The organism is Streptomyces sp. NPDC091682 (assembly GCF_044756625.1).
In the GTDB taxonomy this organism is placed as follows: Bacteria; Actinomycetota; Actinomycetes; order Streptomycetales; family Streptomycetaceae; genus Streptomyces.
The window spans coordinates 348,305-363,387 of sequence record NZ_JBIVTH010000008.1 but is presented as its reverse complement, the minus strand read 5'-3'; the positions used below and the strand labels follow the sequence as shown (position 1 = coordinate 363,387).

16 protein-coding genes are annotated in these 15,083 nt (G+C 74.1%); 9 read left to right on the top strand and 7 right to left on the bottom strand.

What is annotated here, in order from left to right; translation table 11 throughout:
- Positions 1-16: 16 nt before the first annotated feature.
- Entirely contained in the window at positions 17-925 is a 909-nt protein-coding gene (locus ACIQK6_RS21095) for a dihydrodipicolinate synthase family protein (protein ID WP_329095489.1), read from the bottom strand.
- Positions 926-996: 71 nt separating this feature from the next.
- Here ACIQK6_RS21095 and ACIQK6_RS21090 point away from each other — a divergent pair, with 71 nt between their 5' ends.
- The 3 genes from ACIQK6_RS21090 to ACIQK6_RS21080 all read left to right on the top strand — a co-directional run bounded on the left by ACIQK6_RS21090 (position 997) and on the right by ACIQK6_RS21080 (position 4,585).
- Positions 997-1,947 (top strand): LysR substrate-binding domain-containing protein, encoded by a 951-nt coding sequence (locus ACIQK6_RS21090; RefSeq protein ID WP_329095487.1) that lies wholly within the window; start codon positions 997-999, stop codon positions 1,945-1,947.
- Positions 1,948-2,035: 88 nt separating this feature from the next.
- Positions 2,036-3,121, top strand: coding sequence for an S-(hydroxymethyl)mycothiol dehydrogenase (locus tag ACIQK6_RS21085; protein WP_329095486.1), 1,086 nt, complete (start codon positions 2,036-2,038; stop codon positions 3,119-3,121).
- A gap of 153 nt (positions 3,122-3,274) precedes the next feature.
- Entirely contained in the window at positions 3,275-4,585 is a 1,311-nt protein-coding gene (locus tag ACIQK6_RS21080; protein WP_402695251.1) for an alpha/beta fold hydrolase, read from the top strand.
- Between the two features lie 17 nt (positions 4,586-4,602).
- On the opposite strand, the gene ACIQK6_RS21075 is transcribed toward ACIQK6_RS21080, so the two are convergent.
- Positions 4,603-5,394 (bottom strand): MBL fold metallo-hydrolase, encoded by a 792-nt coding sequence (locus tag ACIQK6_RS21075; protein WP_329095481.1) that lies wholly within the window; start codon positions 5,392-5,394, stop codon positions 4,603-4,605.
- An 18-nt stretch (positions 5,395-5,412) separates the two neighbouring features.
- Between ACIQK6_RS21075 and ACIQK6_RS21070 the strand changes: the two genes are divergently transcribed.
- Positions 5,413-6,174, top strand: a complete 762-nt coding sequence (locus ACIQK6_RS21070; RefSeq protein ID WP_329095479.1) for a PIG-L deacetylase family protein — start codon at positions 5,413-5,415, stop codon at positions 6,172-6,174.
- A gap of 72 nt (positions 6,175-6,246) precedes the next feature.
- Positions 6,247-7,080, top strand: a complete 834-nt coding sequence (locus ACIQK6_RS21065) for an enoyl-CoA hydratase/isomerase family protein (RefSeq protein WP_329095477.1) — start codon at positions 6,247-6,249, stop codon at positions 7,078-7,080.
- Here ACIQK6_RS21065 and ACIQK6_RS21060 read toward each other — a convergent pair.
- The 3 genes from ACIQK6_RS21060 to ACIQK6_RS21050 all read right to left on the bottom strand — a co-directional run bounded on the left by ACIQK6_RS21060 (position 7,067) and on the right by ACIQK6_RS21050 (position 10,044).
- A complete protein-coding gene (locus ACIQK6_RS21060) occupies positions 7,067-7,867 on the bottom strand; it encodes a hypothetical protein (RefSeq protein ID WP_329095476.1) in 801 nt (266 codons plus the stop codon). The two genes, ACIQK6_RS21065 and ACIQK6_RS21060, sit on opposite strands and share 14 nt — an antisense overlap.
- Before the next feature lie 36 nt (positions 7,868-7,903).
- A complete protein-coding gene (locus ACIQK6_RS21055; RefSeq protein WP_329095475.1) occupies positions 7,904-8,809 on the bottom strand; it encodes an SDR family oxidoreductase in 906 nt (301 codons plus the stop codon).
- Between the two features lie 98 nt (positions 8,810-8,907).
- Entirely contained in the window at positions 8,908-10,044 is a 1,137-nt protein-coding gene (locus ACIQK6_RS21050; protein WP_402695250.1) for a hypothetical protein, read from the bottom strand.
- A gap of 226 nt (positions 10,045-10,270) precedes the next feature.
- On the opposite strand from ACIQK6_RS21050, the gene ACIQK6_RS21045 reads away from it, so the two are divergent.
- From ACIQK6_RS21045 to ACIQK6_RS21035, 3 genes are read left to right on the top strand one after another with little or no spacing between them, the layout of a single operon-like run.
- On the top strand, positions 10,271-11,248 hold the full coding sequence (locus tag ACIQK6_RS21045; protein WP_329095472.1) for an NADPH:quinone oxidoreductase family protein: 978 nt from the start codon (positions 10,271-10,273) through the stop codon (positions 11,246-11,248).
- Entirely contained in the window at positions 11,245-12,438 is a 1,194-nt protein-coding gene (locus tag ACIQK6_RS21040) for an acyl-CoA dehydrogenase family protein (RefSeq protein WP_329095470.1), read from the top strand. Before ACIQK6_RS21045 ends, ACIQK6_RS21040 begins: the two co-directional genes overlap by 4 nt.
- Positions 12,435-13,550, top strand: coding sequence for an acyl-CoA dehydrogenase family protein (locus ACIQK6_RS21035; protein ID WP_329095468.1), 1,116 nt, complete (start codon positions 12,435-12,437; stop codon positions 13,548-13,550). Before ACIQK6_RS21040 ends, ACIQK6_RS21035 begins: the two co-directional genes overlap by 4 nt.
- A 143-nt stretch (positions 13,551-13,693) precedes the next feature.
- Here ACIQK6_RS21035 and ACIQK6_RS21030 read toward each other — a convergent pair whose 3' ends face one another.
- Together ACIQK6_RS21030 and ACIQK6_RS21025 are read right to left on the bottom strand one after the other, a co-directional pair.
- On the bottom strand, positions 13,694-13,915 hold the full coding sequence (locus ACIQK6_RS21030; protein ID WP_329095467.1) for a helix-turn-helix transcriptional regulator: 222 nt from the start codon (positions 13,913-13,915) through the stop codon (positions 13,694-13,696).
- Positions 13,915-14,400: a DUF2975 domain-containing protein gene (locus ACIQK6_RS21025; protein WP_402695249.1), complete on the bottom strand. Its 486-nt coding sequence runs from the start codon at positions 14,398-14,400 to the stop codon at positions 13,915-13,917. The genes ACIQK6_RS21030 and ACIQK6_RS21025 overlap by 1 nt, the downstream gene beginning before the upstream one ends.
- Positions 14,401-14,528: 128 nt before the next feature.
- Here ACIQK6_RS21025 and ACIQK6_RS21020 point away from each other — a divergent pair, with 128 nt between their 5' ends.
- On the top strand, positions 14,529-15,068 hold the full coding sequence (locus tag ACIQK6_RS21020; protein WP_329095463.1) for a GNAT family N-acetyltransferase: 540 nt from the start codon (positions 14,529-14,531) through the stop codon (positions 15,066-15,068).
- Positions 15,069-15,083: the final 15 nt, after the last annotated feature.

The window sequence follows — 15,083 nt, the reverse complement described above, 5'->3', positions numbered from 1 at the left end:
CGGTGTGAGCCCTGGGTCACGCCAGCCGCTCCAGGGCGGCCGTCACAGCCGTCACCGCCCCCCGCGAGGCCGGCAATAGGGGCAGCCGGACGTCGGGGGTCGGGATCCGCCCCTGGGCGTGCAGGACGCCCTTGAGGACCGCCGGATTGGGCTCGGCGAAGGCCGCCGCCGACATCCGGGCCAGCGCGTGCCCCAGCGGCCGCGCCCGGGCCACGTCACCCGCCCGCCAGGCCGCGTCGAGCTCCGCGAAGCGGTCCGTCGCCAGATGTGCCGAGGCCAGGATCCCGCCCACCGCTCCCAGCGCCAGCAGCGGGGACAGGTAGGCGTCGTCGCCGGCCAGCACCTCGAACCCGGCCGGCAGGTCCCCGAGCAGCGCCACCGCGTCCTCGCCGATGCCGCCGCCCGCGTACTTCACGCCGGCGACCCCCGGCAGCGCTCCGAGCGCCCGCAGTGCGGCCGCGTCCAGGGGCTGCCCGGTCCGGTACGGGATGTGATAGACGATCAGCGGTACGGGGCTCACCTCGGCCAGTCGCGCGAAGTGCGCCAGCACCCCGGCGGCCGAGGGGCGGACGAACGGCGGCACCGTCACCAGCGCCGCCCGCACCTCGGGCCACCGGGTCAGTCGGGCCAGCGAGGCCTCGGCGGCCCGGGTGCCGCCGGCCCCCGCACCGACGGCCAGTGGTGCGCCCCGCTCCCCGCAGACCCGGGCGCACACCGTGGTGACGAGGTCGCGCTCCGCCCCGTCGAGGCCGGCCGCCTCCGCGGTGGTGCCGAGCGCGACGATGCCGCGGGCGCCCGCGTCGAGCACCTCGTGGGCGAGCGCCTCCAGCGCCTCGGCCGCGACGTCCCCGGTGCGGGTGAAGGGGGTGATCAGCGGTACGTGGATCCCGTGCAACGGGAGGTTCCTTGCGATGTCCTGTGCCATGCCCCAGAGCCTTGCCCGTCCGAAGCATCAATTCCAGTTCGCTTTCCTTACTCAACCCGTAAGCTGAGCCGATGCTCGATGTACGACGCCTGCGCCTGCTGCGCGAACTCGCCCGCCGCGGCACCATCGCCGCCGTCGCCGAGGCCCTGAGCTTCAGCCCTTCGGCGGTCTCCCAACAGCTCGGCGTCCTCGAACGGGAGGCCGGACTGCCCCTGCTGGAGCGCACCGGCCGCGGGGTCCGCCTCACCCCGGCCGGCCAGAACCTGGTCGGACACGCCGAGGCGGTCCTGGAACGGCTGGAACGGGCCGACGCCGACCTCGCCGAAGCGCGCGGGGGCCTGGCCGGAGCCCTGCGGATCGGCGCCTTCCCCACCGCCACCCGGGCCATCGTCCCGGCCGCGCTGACCGCCCTCGCCCGGCGCCACCCGGCGCTGGAGCCGATGGTCTCGGAGACGGACCCGGCGGCGGTGGCACACGCCCTGCGGGCCGGGGACCTGGACGTGGCCCTGGTGCACGCGTACGACTTCGTACCCGCCGAGCCCGAACCGGGACTGGCCACCGAACCGCTCTACGTCGAGGCGATGTATCTGGCCGCTCCCGCCGCCGGCGTACCCGCTCCCGGGGCCCCCGCCCCGCCCCCGGGAGCCGCCGAGTCCGGCGGCCCCGACCAGGGCGCGGTCCTGCGCGCGCACGCCGGGGCGCCCTGGATCACCGCCACCCCCGGCACCCTGTGCCACGTCATGACCGTCCGGGCCTGCCAGGCCGCCGGTTTCACCCCGCGCGTCCGCCACCAGGTCGACGAGTTCGCCACCGTGCTCGCCCTCGTCGCGGCGGGCCAAGGCGTGGCCGTCGTACCGCAGCTCGGCGTCACCGGCCCGGCCGATCCGGCCGTACGCCTGACCCGCCTGCTCATGGAGCGCCGCACCAACCTCGCCTTCCGCAGCGGAGCCGGGGCGCACCCGGCCGTGGCGGCCTTCGGCACGGCACTTCGGGCCGCCGTACCGCCGGATCTGGCCGGGTAGCGCGCCGAAACGTGACACAACTCCCTTACCGCGTGCCGTCCGTGTACGTTCGTTGATCCAGACGGATTCGATCAGAGCGGGGTACGACGTGACACATCGCGTACGAGGAGTCATCGCCCGGAGCAAGGGCGCACCGGTGGAGACGACGACGATCCTCGTGCCCGACCCGGGACCCGGCGAGGCCCTCGTCCGGGTGCAGGCCTGCGGGGTCTGCCACACCGACCTGCACTACCGCGAGGGCGGCATCAACGACGAATTCCCCTTCCTGCTCGGCCACGAGGCCGCCGGAATCGTGGAGTCCGTCGGCCCCGACGTCACCTCCGTGGCCCCCGGCGACTTCGTGGTCCTCAACTGGCGTGCGGTGTGCGGAACCTGTCGGGCCTGCAAGCGCGGACGCCCCTGGTACTGCTTCGCCACGCACAACGCCACCCAGCCCATGACCCTGGAGGACGGCACCCCGCTCTCCCCGGCCCTCGGCATCGGCTCCTTCGCCGAGAAGACCCTGGTCGCGGCCGGCCAGTGCACCAAGGTGGACCCGGCCGCCGCGCCGGCCGCCGCCGGACTCCTCGGCTGCGGGGTGATGGCCGGCCTCGGCGCCGCCCTGAACACCGGCAACGTCGGGCGGGGCGACTCCGTCGCCGTCATCGGCTGCGGGGGAGTGGGCAACGCGGCCGTGGCCGGAGCCCGCCTCGCGGGCGCCTCCAAGATCATCGCGGTGGACCTGGACGACCGGAAACTGGAGTGGGCCCGGGGCCTGGGCGCCACCCACACCGTCAACGGGCGCACGGAGGACGTGGTCAAGGCCGTCCAGGCCCTGACCGGCGGAAACGGCGCGGACGTGGTCATCGACGCCGTGGGCCGCCCCGAGACCTACCAGCAGGCCTTCTACGCGCGGGACCTGGCCGGGACGGTGGTCCTGGTAGGCGTACCGACCCCGGAGATGAAGCTCGAACTCCCGCTCCTCGACGTCTTCGGCCGCGGCGGGGCCCTGAAGTCCTCCTGGTACGGGGACTGCCTGCCCGAGCGCGACTTCCCGCTGCTCATCGACCTCTACCTGCAGGGCCGGCTCGACCTGGACGCCTTCGTCTCCGAGACTATCCCGCTCGACGGCGTCGAGGACGCCTTCGCCCGGATGGAACGCGGCGAAGTCCTCCGCTCGGTCGTCGAGTTCTGACACCACGGCCCGGCCCTGCCCGTCACGCCGGGCCGGGCCGGGCCGTCCGGTCGGGTCCGGCCCTGCCTAGACTCGGACCGCCACACCCCCGCGCCCCGCCGCCACCCGGTCGGGGCGCGGTCCTTCATCTCCTCGTACCCCTGGGGGCCGTACGTGACCACCGCACACAGCTACCGCCAGCCCGGCACGGTCCTCACCGACCACCGGTTCTCCGTCCCCCTGGACCACGCGCGCCCGGACGGGGAGCGGATCGAGCTGTACGCCCGGGAGGTCGTGGCCGCCGGCAGGGACCCCGAGGCGCTGCCCTGGCTGCTCTACCTGGAGGGCGGTCCGGGCTTCGGCGCCCGCCGTTTCATCGGCCGCCAGGCCTGGCTGGAGCGCGCGCTGACCGAATACCAGGTGCTGCTCCTCGACCAGCGCGGGACCGGCCGCTCCACCCCGGTGAACCGGCAGACCCTGCCCCTGCGCGGCATCCCCGCCCGGCAGGCGGAGTACCTCGCCCACTTCCGCGCCGACTCCATCGTGCGCGATGCCGAGGCCATCCGCCCGGGCCTGACCGGCGGCGCGCCCTGGACCGTGCTCGGCCAGAGCTTCGGCGGCTTCTGCACGACCCACTACCTCTCCACCGCGCCCGAAGGCCTCACCGCCGCCCTGATCACGGGTGGCCTCCCCTCCCTGACCGCCACCGCCGACGAGGTGTACGAGGCCGCGTACGCCCGCATCGAGCGCAAGAACCTGGCCCACTACGCCCGGTACCCGATGGACGTCGAGCGCGCCCGCCGGATCGCCGCCCACCTCGCGGAGCACCCGGCCGAACTCCCCGGCGGCCACCGCCTCACCGTCGAGGGCTTCCAGTCGCTCGGCATCCTCCTCGGCCGGGGCGACGGCAGCCACCAGCTCCACTACCTGCTGGAGGACGCCTTCGTACCGACCCCTGCGGGACCCGCCCTCTCCGACGCCTTCCTGGAGCACGTCCGCGCCCAGCTCTCCTTCGCCGGGCACCCGCTCTACGCGCTGGTCCACGAGGCGATCTACGCCCAGGACCCCGCCGCGCCCACCGCCTGGGCCGCCGAACGGGTGCGTGCCGGCCACCCCCGCTTCGACGCCGACAAGACGCTCGCGGGCGACGAGTGGCTGCTCTTCACCGGCGAGACCATCCACCCCTGGCACTTCACCACCGACCCGTCCCTCGCCCCGCTGCGCGAGACCGCGGACCTGCTGGCCGCCCGCACCGGCTGGCAGCCGCTCTACGACCCGTCCCGCCTGGCCGCCAACGAGGTGCCCGTGGCGGCCGCCGTCTACCACGACGACATGTACGTGGACACCGCGCACTCGCTGGAGACGGCCCGGTCCATCCGCGGCCTGCGGACCTGGGTGACGGACGAGTTCGAGCACGACGGCCTCGGCGCCGGTGGTACCCGTGTCCTGGACCGCCTGCTGTCCCTGGTCCGCGACGAGGCCTGAGCCGGCCGGGGCCCGAGTCAGCCGGGTTCCACGAAGGCGCGGGTCAGGTGCGCCGTGGCCAGCAGGGCGCCGCGCCGTCGGGCCCGCGCCAGCAGGTCCTCGCGCGAGGCCCGAGCGGCCTCCCGGTCGCGCTCGTGGGAGTAGGGGACCGTCGGGTCGGCCAGCTGCACCGCGTGCACCAGTACGTCCCCGGTGACCACCACGTCCCGGGCCCCGGCGCCCTGGTCCACCAGGACCGACTGGTGCCCCGGGGTGTGCCCGGGCGTCGGCAGCAAGGTGATGCCGGGGGCCAGCCGGTGGGCCCCGTCGACCTCGTGCAGCTGCCCGCTCGCCCGCAACGGCGCCACCGTCCAGCCCCACACCGGGTCCGCCCGGTCCAGCGAGGCCACCTCCGCGCGCTGCACCACGTACCGGGCCGCCGGGAACAACGGCTTCCCGTCGGCCCCCGACGACCAGCCCGAGTGGTCCTCATGAAGGTGGGTCAGGACCACCGCCTCCACGTCGGCCGGAGCGATGCCGGCCGCCGCGAGCGCGTCCGGCAGCCGCCCCGGTACCGGCGCCCAGGCGGCGGCGGGCGACTGCGCCGGCCCGACGCCGGCGTCCACCAGCACCCAGCGGCCGCCGGGCCGGGCGATCGCGAAGCACCGGAAATCGAGCGCCCAGCTCCCGTCCGGCCCGATCGCGCCCGGATCCAGCTGCCCGGCCCGCTCCCACGCGGCCCCGCTCGCCCCCGGGAAGGCGGTACGGGCCGGCTCGAAGAAGATGCCCGTGGCGTCGAGCAGCGCCACCACCCGCCCCTGTCGATCCATTCGCCTATGGTGCGATACATGACCGAACAACTTGACCAGCAGCCCGCCTTGCAGCCCATGCCCACCGACTGGACGCGCGCCCTCGCGGTGGTCGCCCACCCCGACGACCTGGAATACGGGTGCGCCGCGGCCATCGCGCACTGGACGGACGGGGGCCGGGAGTTCGTCTACCTCCTCGCCACGCGCGGCGAGGCGGGCATCGACAGCCTCGCCCCCGCCGACTGCGGCCCCCTGCGCGAGGCGGAGCAGCGGGCGAGCGCCGCGGTCGTCGGCGTGTCCGAGGTGGAGTTCCTGGACTACCGCGACGGCGTCGTCGAGTACGGCCTCGACCTGCGCCGCGACATCGCCGCCGCCATCCGGCGGCACCGCCCCGAGCTGATCGTCACCCTCAACCACCGCGACACGTGGGGCGGCGCACAGGGCGGCGGCTACTGGAACACCCCCGACCACAAGGCCGTCGGGCGGGCCGTGCTCGACGCGGCCGGTGACGCCGGGAACCGCTGGATCTTCCCCGAGCTGATCGAACAGGGCCTGGAGCCGTGGAACGGCGTGCGCTGGGTCGCGGTGGCCGGATCCGCCACCCCGACGCACGCGGTCGACGCCGGCCCCGGGTTGGAGCGTTCGATCAAGTCCCTCCTGGAGCACAAGGCGTACATCGAGGTGCTCACGGACCAGGACCCCGAGGAGTACGTCCGCACCTTCCTCACCGGGAACGCCCAGCAGGCGGCGGCCCGGTTCGACGGGCGTCCGGCCGTGGCGTTCGAGGTCTTCCCCCGCTGACCGGCTACCCCTAGTCTGACGATCCGTCAAATTAGCGGGTCGTCAGCCATCGGGCCGGGGGTGCGGGACACGATGATCGACACCATCTCCACGGAGATCGCGGAGGGTGAGGAGCGCATCAGGCTGGAGGTCGCGGACGGCCTCGCGGTCCTCACCCTGTGCCGGCCGGACCGGCTCAACGGCTGGAGCTGGGAGTCCACCCGCCAGCTCGGCCTGCTCGCGGACCGGATCCGCTTCGACGCGTCCGTACGGGCGGTGCTGCTGCGGGCCGAGGGCCGGGCCTTCTGCGCGGGCATCGACGTGACCGCCCCGGGCGGTGCCGTCACCGGCGACTCCCCAGCCGAGCGCACCCGCAACTACTACGAGGGCATCCGTTGGGTGCACGAGCGGTTCGCGGTCCTCGCCCGCCTTCCCCAGCCGGTGGTGGCCGCCGTCCAGGGCTACTGCCTCGGCTTCGGTTTCGAACTGGCGCTGATGGCCGATGTCCGGGTGGCGGCCGAGGACGCCGTCTTCGCGCTCCCGGAAGCCGGGCTGGGCGTGGCGGTGGACGCGGGCGGCGACCTGCGCATCGCCCGCGAGGCGGGTGCGGGCTGGGCGAAGTACCTGGCCCTGACGGGCCGGCGGGTCGACGCCGCGACGGCGCAGCGGCTCCATCTCGTCCAGCTGGTCGTCCCCGGCGAGGAGCTGGAGGACGCCGCCCGAGCCGTGGCGCGGGAGATCGCCGACAACGCGCCGCTCGCGGTCCAGGGCATCAAGCGCGCGATCGACGGCTACGCCGACGCCGCCCTTCCCGCGGCCCTCGACCGGGTGGCGATGACCGCGGCCCTCACCCTCACCTCGGAGGACTGTCGTGAGGGCTACACCGCCAAGGCGGCCCGCAGGCCCCCGCGCTTCAGCGGAGGCTGAGCACCGGTCGGGTCGAGAACTCCTCGTACATGCCCTCGCCGTCCGGGCCGTACGTGAACTCGGCCGCGTACGGGTTGCGGTTGGCCGTGGCCAGCGGCAGCCAGCCGAGCAGATCGCCGTACCCGCCGCAGACGGCCTCCCCGCCGTCGCCGCCGTGCACCCGGGTCGGGTCCGTGCTCAGCTCCGTGCCGTAGCTGTCGTAGGCGATGTGCAGGCCGAAGGCGTTCGGCTCGTGGCGCACGCGGCCGTTCCCGTACGACGGCTCGTCCAGGGGGCACTCGTTCCCCCACCGGAACAGGGTGCCGGCCCCGGCTCCGCAGGCGTGCTCCCACTCGTCGGCGCCGGGCATCCGCAGCCCGTGCGCCGCGAGCGCGCCCGGCATGTCGGCGGCCGACCCGGTCAGGGCCTCGTCCTCGACGGCCATGAGCACGGTGGCCAGCGTGGCGGTGCGCGGCGGGCTGAGCACGTCGGCGAGATAGGCCTTGAGGTCCTCGTGCCCGTACCCGTACCCCTCCTCCACGCTCGCGGCGTAGTCGGCGCTCTGCGCGGGCGTCGGCTCCCAGGCGTCCAGGTCGAACCCCAGCCGCACCGTCCCGCCGGGTACGAGGGCGAACTCCCGCCCCTCGCGCTCGATGCGTACGCGGTGCAGCGGCCCGCCCAGGTGTCCGACCGCGTCGAGCAGCACCACCCGGCCGCCCACCTGCACGGCGGCCTCGTGCGCCAGGCGTGCGGCGGCGGCCGGGTCGAGCGAGCGCCAGCGGTCAAGGGTCAGATCGGCGAGAGACATGGTCCGATCCTCGCACCGCCCACTGACAACCGGAGCTCAGGGGGAGGCGGTGAAGGGGCCGCGGCCCAGTTGGGTGCGGACCGGGACCACCTCGGGGTTGACCACCGACCGGCGCTGCCAGTTCGCGCCGTCCACCACGAGCGTGTGCCCGGTGATGAACCGCGCGTACGGCGAGGCCAGGAAGGTGGCGGCCCAGCCCAGTTCGCGCGGCGCGCCGACCCGCAGGGCGGGTTGCCGGGCGTCCTTCGCGCCGGGCGCGGCGCGCTCCAGGCCGCCCCGAATGTCCTCGGCCATGTCGGCGTGCGGGAACAGCCCGGGGACGAGCCCGTTGATCTGGATGCCGTACGGACCCCACTCGACGGCGAGCGTCTCCACCAGGCTCTTCACCCCGGCCTTGGCCGCGGCGCTGTGGGCGAAGCCCGGCCCGCCCGTCCAGGCGTACGAGGCGCCGATGTTCACGATCGAGCCACCCGTGCCCGCGCCGAGGTGGCGGCGGCCGAACTCACGGGTCATCAGCCAGGTGCCCGTCAGCGTGATGTCGACGACCGCCCGCCAGGCGTTCGGCGAGAGGTCCTCCGCAGGAGAGGGGAAGTTCGCGGCCGCGTTGTTGACCAACACGTCCGGCAGGCCGAAGGCCGCCTGCGCGGCGTCGAAGACCTCGGCGACCCGCTCGGGGTCCCTGATGTCGCAGACGGCGGCCGTCACCCGGCCCGCGCCGGGAACGGCCGCCAACTCCTCGCGCGCCGCCTTGAGCTGCTCGGCGCGCCGGCTCGCGATCACCAGATCGGCGCCGAGCCGGGCGAACTCGGCGGCGATGGCCTTGCCCAGCCCGGTGCCGCCGCCGGTCACGAGGACCACCTGGCCCTCGAAGGTCCCGGAGGGCAGGGCGGCGGCGCCGAGCGCCGGTGGCGCGGGCAGCCCGCGCCGGATCTCGTCCGTCATGGGGCATCGATAGCGCGCGGGCGTCGAGATGACCATCCCCCGGACAGGACCGGCTCGGGAACAGGGGCTCGGGACCAGGGGACCGCGGCCCCCGACGGTCAGCCCTTCTGGGCGTACGCCTGCTTGCTCGCGCAGCTCCAGACCACGGCCTTGCTCTCCCGCGTCTCCCGGTCGATGATCATGCCGGCGACGCGGTCGTCGTCGGTGGCCGCGAAGGCCCGGCTCAGCGGCACGCCCGGGGTCCCGGCGGGGAAGGGCAGCACCAGCGGCTCCCCCGTGCCGGGCCAGTAGACGGCCTGGAAGAAGCTGGGCCAGCTCTCCTCGAAGTTGGTGGCCGTGCCGACGGCCACGTTCGTGGTCGGGCTGCTGCCGGAGAGCTCCAGGTCGTGGTAGCCCTTGGCCAGGCCCGGGTCGGTGGGCAGGGCGTCGTACGGCTTCTTCCAGACGGCCGGGGTCTTCCTCGGGTCGTTGCGGTAGTAGTAGTCCTCCAGGCCCACCACCCGGCCGCGGTCGTCGATGTCCCGGCCGACCGTCGTGAACGAGGAGTGGTAGCCGTTCCACACCTGGAGGCTGTAGGGCGGGTAACCGCCGGCCGGCCAGACCACCGGGAAGTTCTTGGTGACCATGATGTCGTTCTCGGCGTCGAAGTAGGAGCCGGAGACCATGCCGACGATGTCACCGCGCTTGTTGATGCCGTTCAGCGAGACGACCTCGCTGCCGGCGATCGCGTCGGCCGGGACCGGGAGTTCGCGCACGACCTTCCCGTTCACCCACTCCTTGGCTACGCCCTTCTCGGCGTAGACGACCTGCCCCGACTCGTTGACGTCGACGTCGAAGACGCGTCCCTCCCTGCCCGGAGAGCCGAGCGGCTCGGAGGTCGTGGAGCCCCGCTGGTGGGTGAAGGCGACCATGGACTGGTCGGAGGCGCGGGTGGCCGTGCCCACCATCAGGCCCTTGGCGCTGACCGCCTTGACGCTGCCCCGGTCGAAGCCGGCGGGCAGCGGGACGGCGTGGACCGTGTGCTCCGCGCCGGTCCAGTAGACGGGCAGGCCCGCACTGTCGCCGACCACGATCCCGCCGGTGCCGAAGCCCACCGCCGTGGAACCGGTCGACCCCGCCAGCGCCGGGAGGACCTCGATCCCCGGGGCGCAGGAGGCCGTCGTGCCCGCCGCCGAGGCCGGGCCGGCCGCGGTGATCAGGCCCGCCAGAACGATGGCGGCTCCGGCCGCGGACATGCTTCTTCTCATGTGGTGGTCCCCCCTGGACAGGTGCTGTTCCCCGTTGAGTCATGACACGTGCACGCCACATGTTGCCTGATCTTGAGACGGATGTGGCCGGAATGACGCGTGTTGATTCGGTCCGGAGGGTCCTCCACCCCGACCGATGGTTCCCAGAGAGGCAAGCGACTGCTTAGTATGCCCGCGGAGCGTGTGGTTCATCGACGGCGGCTGGAGGCCCCGGATGCAGGCATGGCGAGTACATACCCCCGGCGAACCCCGAGAGGCACTCCGCCTCGAAGAGATTCCCGAACCGGTACCCGGCGAGGGCGAGGTGCGGCTCCAGGTCCTCGCGGCGAACCTCAACTTCCCCGACGCGCTGCTCGTCCGCGGCCAGTACCAGATCCGCCCGCCGCTGCCCTTCACCCCCGGCGTCGAGATCTGCGGCCTCACCGACGACGGCCGCCGCGTCATCGCCACCCCGAGCCTGCCCCACGGCGGCTTCGCCGAGTACGTCATCGCGTCCGAGCGGGCCCTGCTCCCGGCCCCCGAGGCCCTGAGCGACGCCGAGGCCGCGGCCCTGCACATCGGCTACCAGACGGGCTGGTTCGGCCTGCACCGCCGGGCGCGCCTCCAGCCGGGCGAGACCCTGCTCGTGCACGCCGCCGCCGGCGGGGTCGGCAGCGCCGCCGTCCAACTCGGCAAGGCCGCAGGCGCCAGCGTCATCGGGGTCGTCGGAGGCAAGGCGAAGGCGCGCACCGCCGAGGAACTCGGCTGCGACCTGGTGATCGACCGTACGGCCGAGGACGTCGTCTCCCGCGTGAAGGAGTTCACCGGCGGGCGCGGCGCCGACGTGGTCTACGACCCCGTCGGCGGCGCCTCGTACACCGCCTCCACCAAGTGCGTGGCCTTCGAGGGTCGCATCGTCGTCGTCGGCTTCGCGAGCGGAGACATCCCCGCCCCCGCCCTCAACCACGCCCTCGTCAAGAACTACTCGATCCTCGGCCTCCACTGGGGCCTGTACGCCGCCAAGGACCCGGCCGCGATCCTCTCCTGCCACACCGAACTCACCCGCCTCGCCGCCGACGGCACCATCAAACCCCTGATCAGCGAACTCGTCGCACTCCCCGGCGTCGCCGACGCCGTACAGCGCCTCGCCGACGGGACCACCACCGGCCGGATCGTCCTGGCCATGCCCCGGCAGCCGGGTGTGTCCCGATGACCACGACCACCGCCGACCACCTGCTCGCACGCGTCCGTGACCTGCTCGCCGCGCACCCGCCCGCCGGCACCGACCGCACCGCGTTCCTGCGCGCCCGCTTCGACGCCGGACTCGCCTGGGTCCACTACCCCGAGGGCCTCGGCGGACTCGGCGCGCCCCGCTCCCTCCAGGCCGTCGTCGACGCCGAACTGGAGGCCGCCGGCGCACCCGACAACGACCCGCGCCGGATCGGCATCGGCCTCGGCATGGCCGCGCCCACGATCCTCGCGTACGGCACCGACGAGCAGAAGCGGCGCTTCCTGAGGCCCCTGTGGGTCGGCGAGGAGGTCTGGTGCCAGCTCTTCAGCGAGCCCGGCGCCGGCTCCGACCTCGCCGCGCTCGGCACCCGCGCGGTCCGCGAGAGCGGCTCCGGCGACTGGATCGTGGACGGCCAGAAGGTGTGGACCTCCAGCGCCCACACCGCCCGCTGGGCCATCCTGATCGCCCGCACCGACCCCGGGCTCCCCAAGCACCGGGGCATCACCTACTTCCTGTGCGACATGCACGCCCCGGGCGTCGAGGTCCGCCCGCTGCGCCAGATCACCGGCGAGGCCGAGTTCAACGAGGTCTTCCTCACCGGCGTCCGCATCCCCGACTCCCATCGCCTCGGCGCCGTCGGCGAGGGCTGGGCGGTCGCCCGCACCACCCTGATGAACGAGCGGGTCTCCATCGGCGGCATGCGCATCCCGCGCGAAGGCGGCATGATCGCCCCCGTCGCCGCCGCCTGGCGCGACCGCCCCGAGCTGCGCACCCACGCCCTCCACCAGCGACTGCTGGAACTGTGGGTCGAGGCCGAGGTCGCCCGCCTCACCGGGGAACGGCTGCGCCAGCAGCTCGTCGCCGGACAGCCCGGCCCCGAGGGATCGGGAATGAAGCTCACCTTCGCCCGGCTCAACCAGGAGATCAGCGGACTGGAGGTCGAACTCCTCGCGGAGGAGGGCCTCCTGTACGACGACTGGACCATGCGCCGGCCCGACGGCGTCGACTTCACCGGCCGCGAGGCCGGCTACCGCTACCTGCGCGCCAAGGGCAACAGCATCGAGGGCGGCACCAGCGAAATCCTCCTCAACATCGTCGCCGAACGCGTCCTCGGCCTGCCCCCCGAGCCGCGCGACGACAAGGACCTCGCCTGGAAGGACCTGAGCCGATGACCACTGCGGCGGCACCGACCGACCTGCTCTACTCCCAGGCCGAGGAGGAGCTCCGCTCCGCCGTACGCGCACTCCTCGCCGACCGCTGCGACGCGAAGGGCGTCCTCGACCGGGCCGAGACGGGCCGGCCGCACGACCCGGCGCTCTGGCACACCCTCGCCGCCCGGATCGGTGCGGCCGGTCTCCTCGTCCCCGAGAAGCTCGGCGGGCAGGGCGCGAGCCACCGGGAGGCGGCCGTGGTCCTGGAGGAGCTGGGCCGGGCCGTGGCGCCCGTCCCGTACCTGACGAGCTCCGTGCTTGCCACGGAGATCCTGCTCGGCTGCGACACCGCGGAAGCCGCCCCGCTGCTGCGGGAACTGGCCTCCGGCAGCACGGTGTGCGTCCCGGCCGTGCCGCTGACGCTCGCCCCGGGCGCGCCCCTCCCGGCCCCCGTCCAGGACTTCGGGGGCGGGGTCCTGACCGGCACGGTCACCTCCGTGGCGGACGCGGTGGCCGCCGACGTCCTGCTGGTCCTGGCCGACACCGGGCTGTACGCCGTCCCGGCCACCGCGGTCCGGCTGACCCCGCGGATTCCGCTGGACCTGACCCGCCCGCTCGCCACCATCACCCTCGAGGCCGCGGCCGGCACCCGTCTCGCCGACGCCGGAACGGCCCGGGCCGCCATTGCCGGAGCCCTGCTCTCCGGGGCCGGACTGCTCGCCTCCGAGCAGCTCGGGCTGGCCGAGTGGTGCCTGACGGAGACGGTCGGCCACGTCCGGGGCCGCCACCAGTTCAACCGCCCCGTCGGTTCCTTCCAGGCCCTCAAGCACCGCCTCGCCCGGCTCTGGCTCGACGTGGCCTCCGCGCGCGCGGCGGCGAGGGCCGCGGCCGATGCCCTGGCCGCTGAGGCCCCCGACGCCCCGTTGACGGTCGCCGTGGCCCAGGCCTACTGCTCGGGCGTGGCCGTCCGCGCCGCCGAGGAGTGCGTACAACTGCACGGCGGCATCGGCATGACCTGGGAACACCCGGCCCACCTGTACCTCAAGCGGGCCAAGGCCGATTCCCTGGCGCTCGGCACGGCGGGCCACCACCGCGGCCTGGTCGCGGACTTCGCGGAACTCCCGGCCCCGTAGGACGCGTCGTCCCGGCCGGCCCGCCGCCGGGCCGGCCGGGCAGTGCGGCCGAACGGCCGCGGGCACGCCGCGCGGCGCGGGCTGCGGCCTGCCCGACGGGTGCCGGCACGACCCGTCCGCCCCGGGGGCGCGTCATCCGTCCGTCACCCGTCGGCGAGGTCCTCGGACTCCCAGCGCAGCAGGTCGCCCGGCTGGCATTCGAGCACCTCGCAGAGTGCGGCGAGCGTCGCGAAGCGCACTGCCTTGGCGCGGCCGTTCTTCAGTACCGCAAGGTTGGCGGGGGTGATCCCCACCCGATCCGCGAGCTCGCCCACGGACATCTTCCGCCTGGCCAGCATCACGTCGATGTCGACGGCGATCGGCATCAGATCACCTCGTCCAGCTCGGCCTGCAGCTGCGCCGCTTCGACGTCGCGCGCGACGGCCTGGGCGAGCAGTATGCGCAGTACGAGCACGATGAGGGCGACCCCGAGGATCGCCAGGCCGACACCGCCCATGATGACGGTGACGCCCGGGTCCTCCCGCTGGCCCGGGGCATTGACGGCCGTGACCGCGAACCACAACAGGGCAGCCGCCACGATCGCGCCGATCACGCCGTCCACGTACCGGAAGGCGGCGTGGGAGAACACGGTTCCCCGCCGCACCATCGTGACCAGCCGCCATACGCAGACCAGGGCGACCTGGGCCGACACCATGCCCAGGATCGTGATCACGCGCATCGGGGTCAGGGGGAGCGTGCCGTCCTCCGGGTCGGTGGCCAACGCCCACACCATCAACACCTGTACCAACGTGGTGCCGACGAGCACCACCGCGAGCACGGCGCGCAACGCACCCACCGTCAGTTTCCCCATGACCCATCCCTCCATCGACTTACGATGGGAATCTATCGATTTTCGATAGGTGAGGCAGGGGGTGAGGAGCTGTCCGGGAAGGTCGGCCCGACCGACGCGCCCGATCGCTTGATCCGTATGCTCGCCCCATGACGGCCACCATCACCGCCCTCTCCGCCGCGGACCTGCGCGCCCACCGCGACGAACTCGCAACGCTGCTGCTCGCCGTGGTTGACGGCGGATCGTCCCTCGGCTTCCTCGCCGGGCTGGACCGACGGGGCGCCGCAGCCTGGTGGGACTCCCTGCTGCCCGCCGTCGAGGACGGCTCGCTCGCGCTGTGGGTCTCCCGCACCGGCGGCGACGGCCGGATCGACGGCACCGTCAGCTGGTACCGGGAGACCAAGGCGAACGGCCGCCACCGCGCCGAGCTGCGCAAGCTCATGGTCCACCCGGCCGCCCGCGGCCGGGGCACCGCCCGCGCCCTGCTCGCCGAGGCCGAGTCGGCCGCCGCCCGGGCCGGGGTCGTGCTGCTCTTCCTGGACACCGAGACCGGCAGCGGAGCCGAGGGGGTCTACCGCCGCGCCGGCTGGACGGAGGCCGGCACCATCCCCGACTACGCCACCGACCCGGCGGGCCGGCTCCGCCCCACGACCCTCTACTACAAGCAGCTCCGCGGCGCCCACGGGTGACCTCGCCCGCCGCGC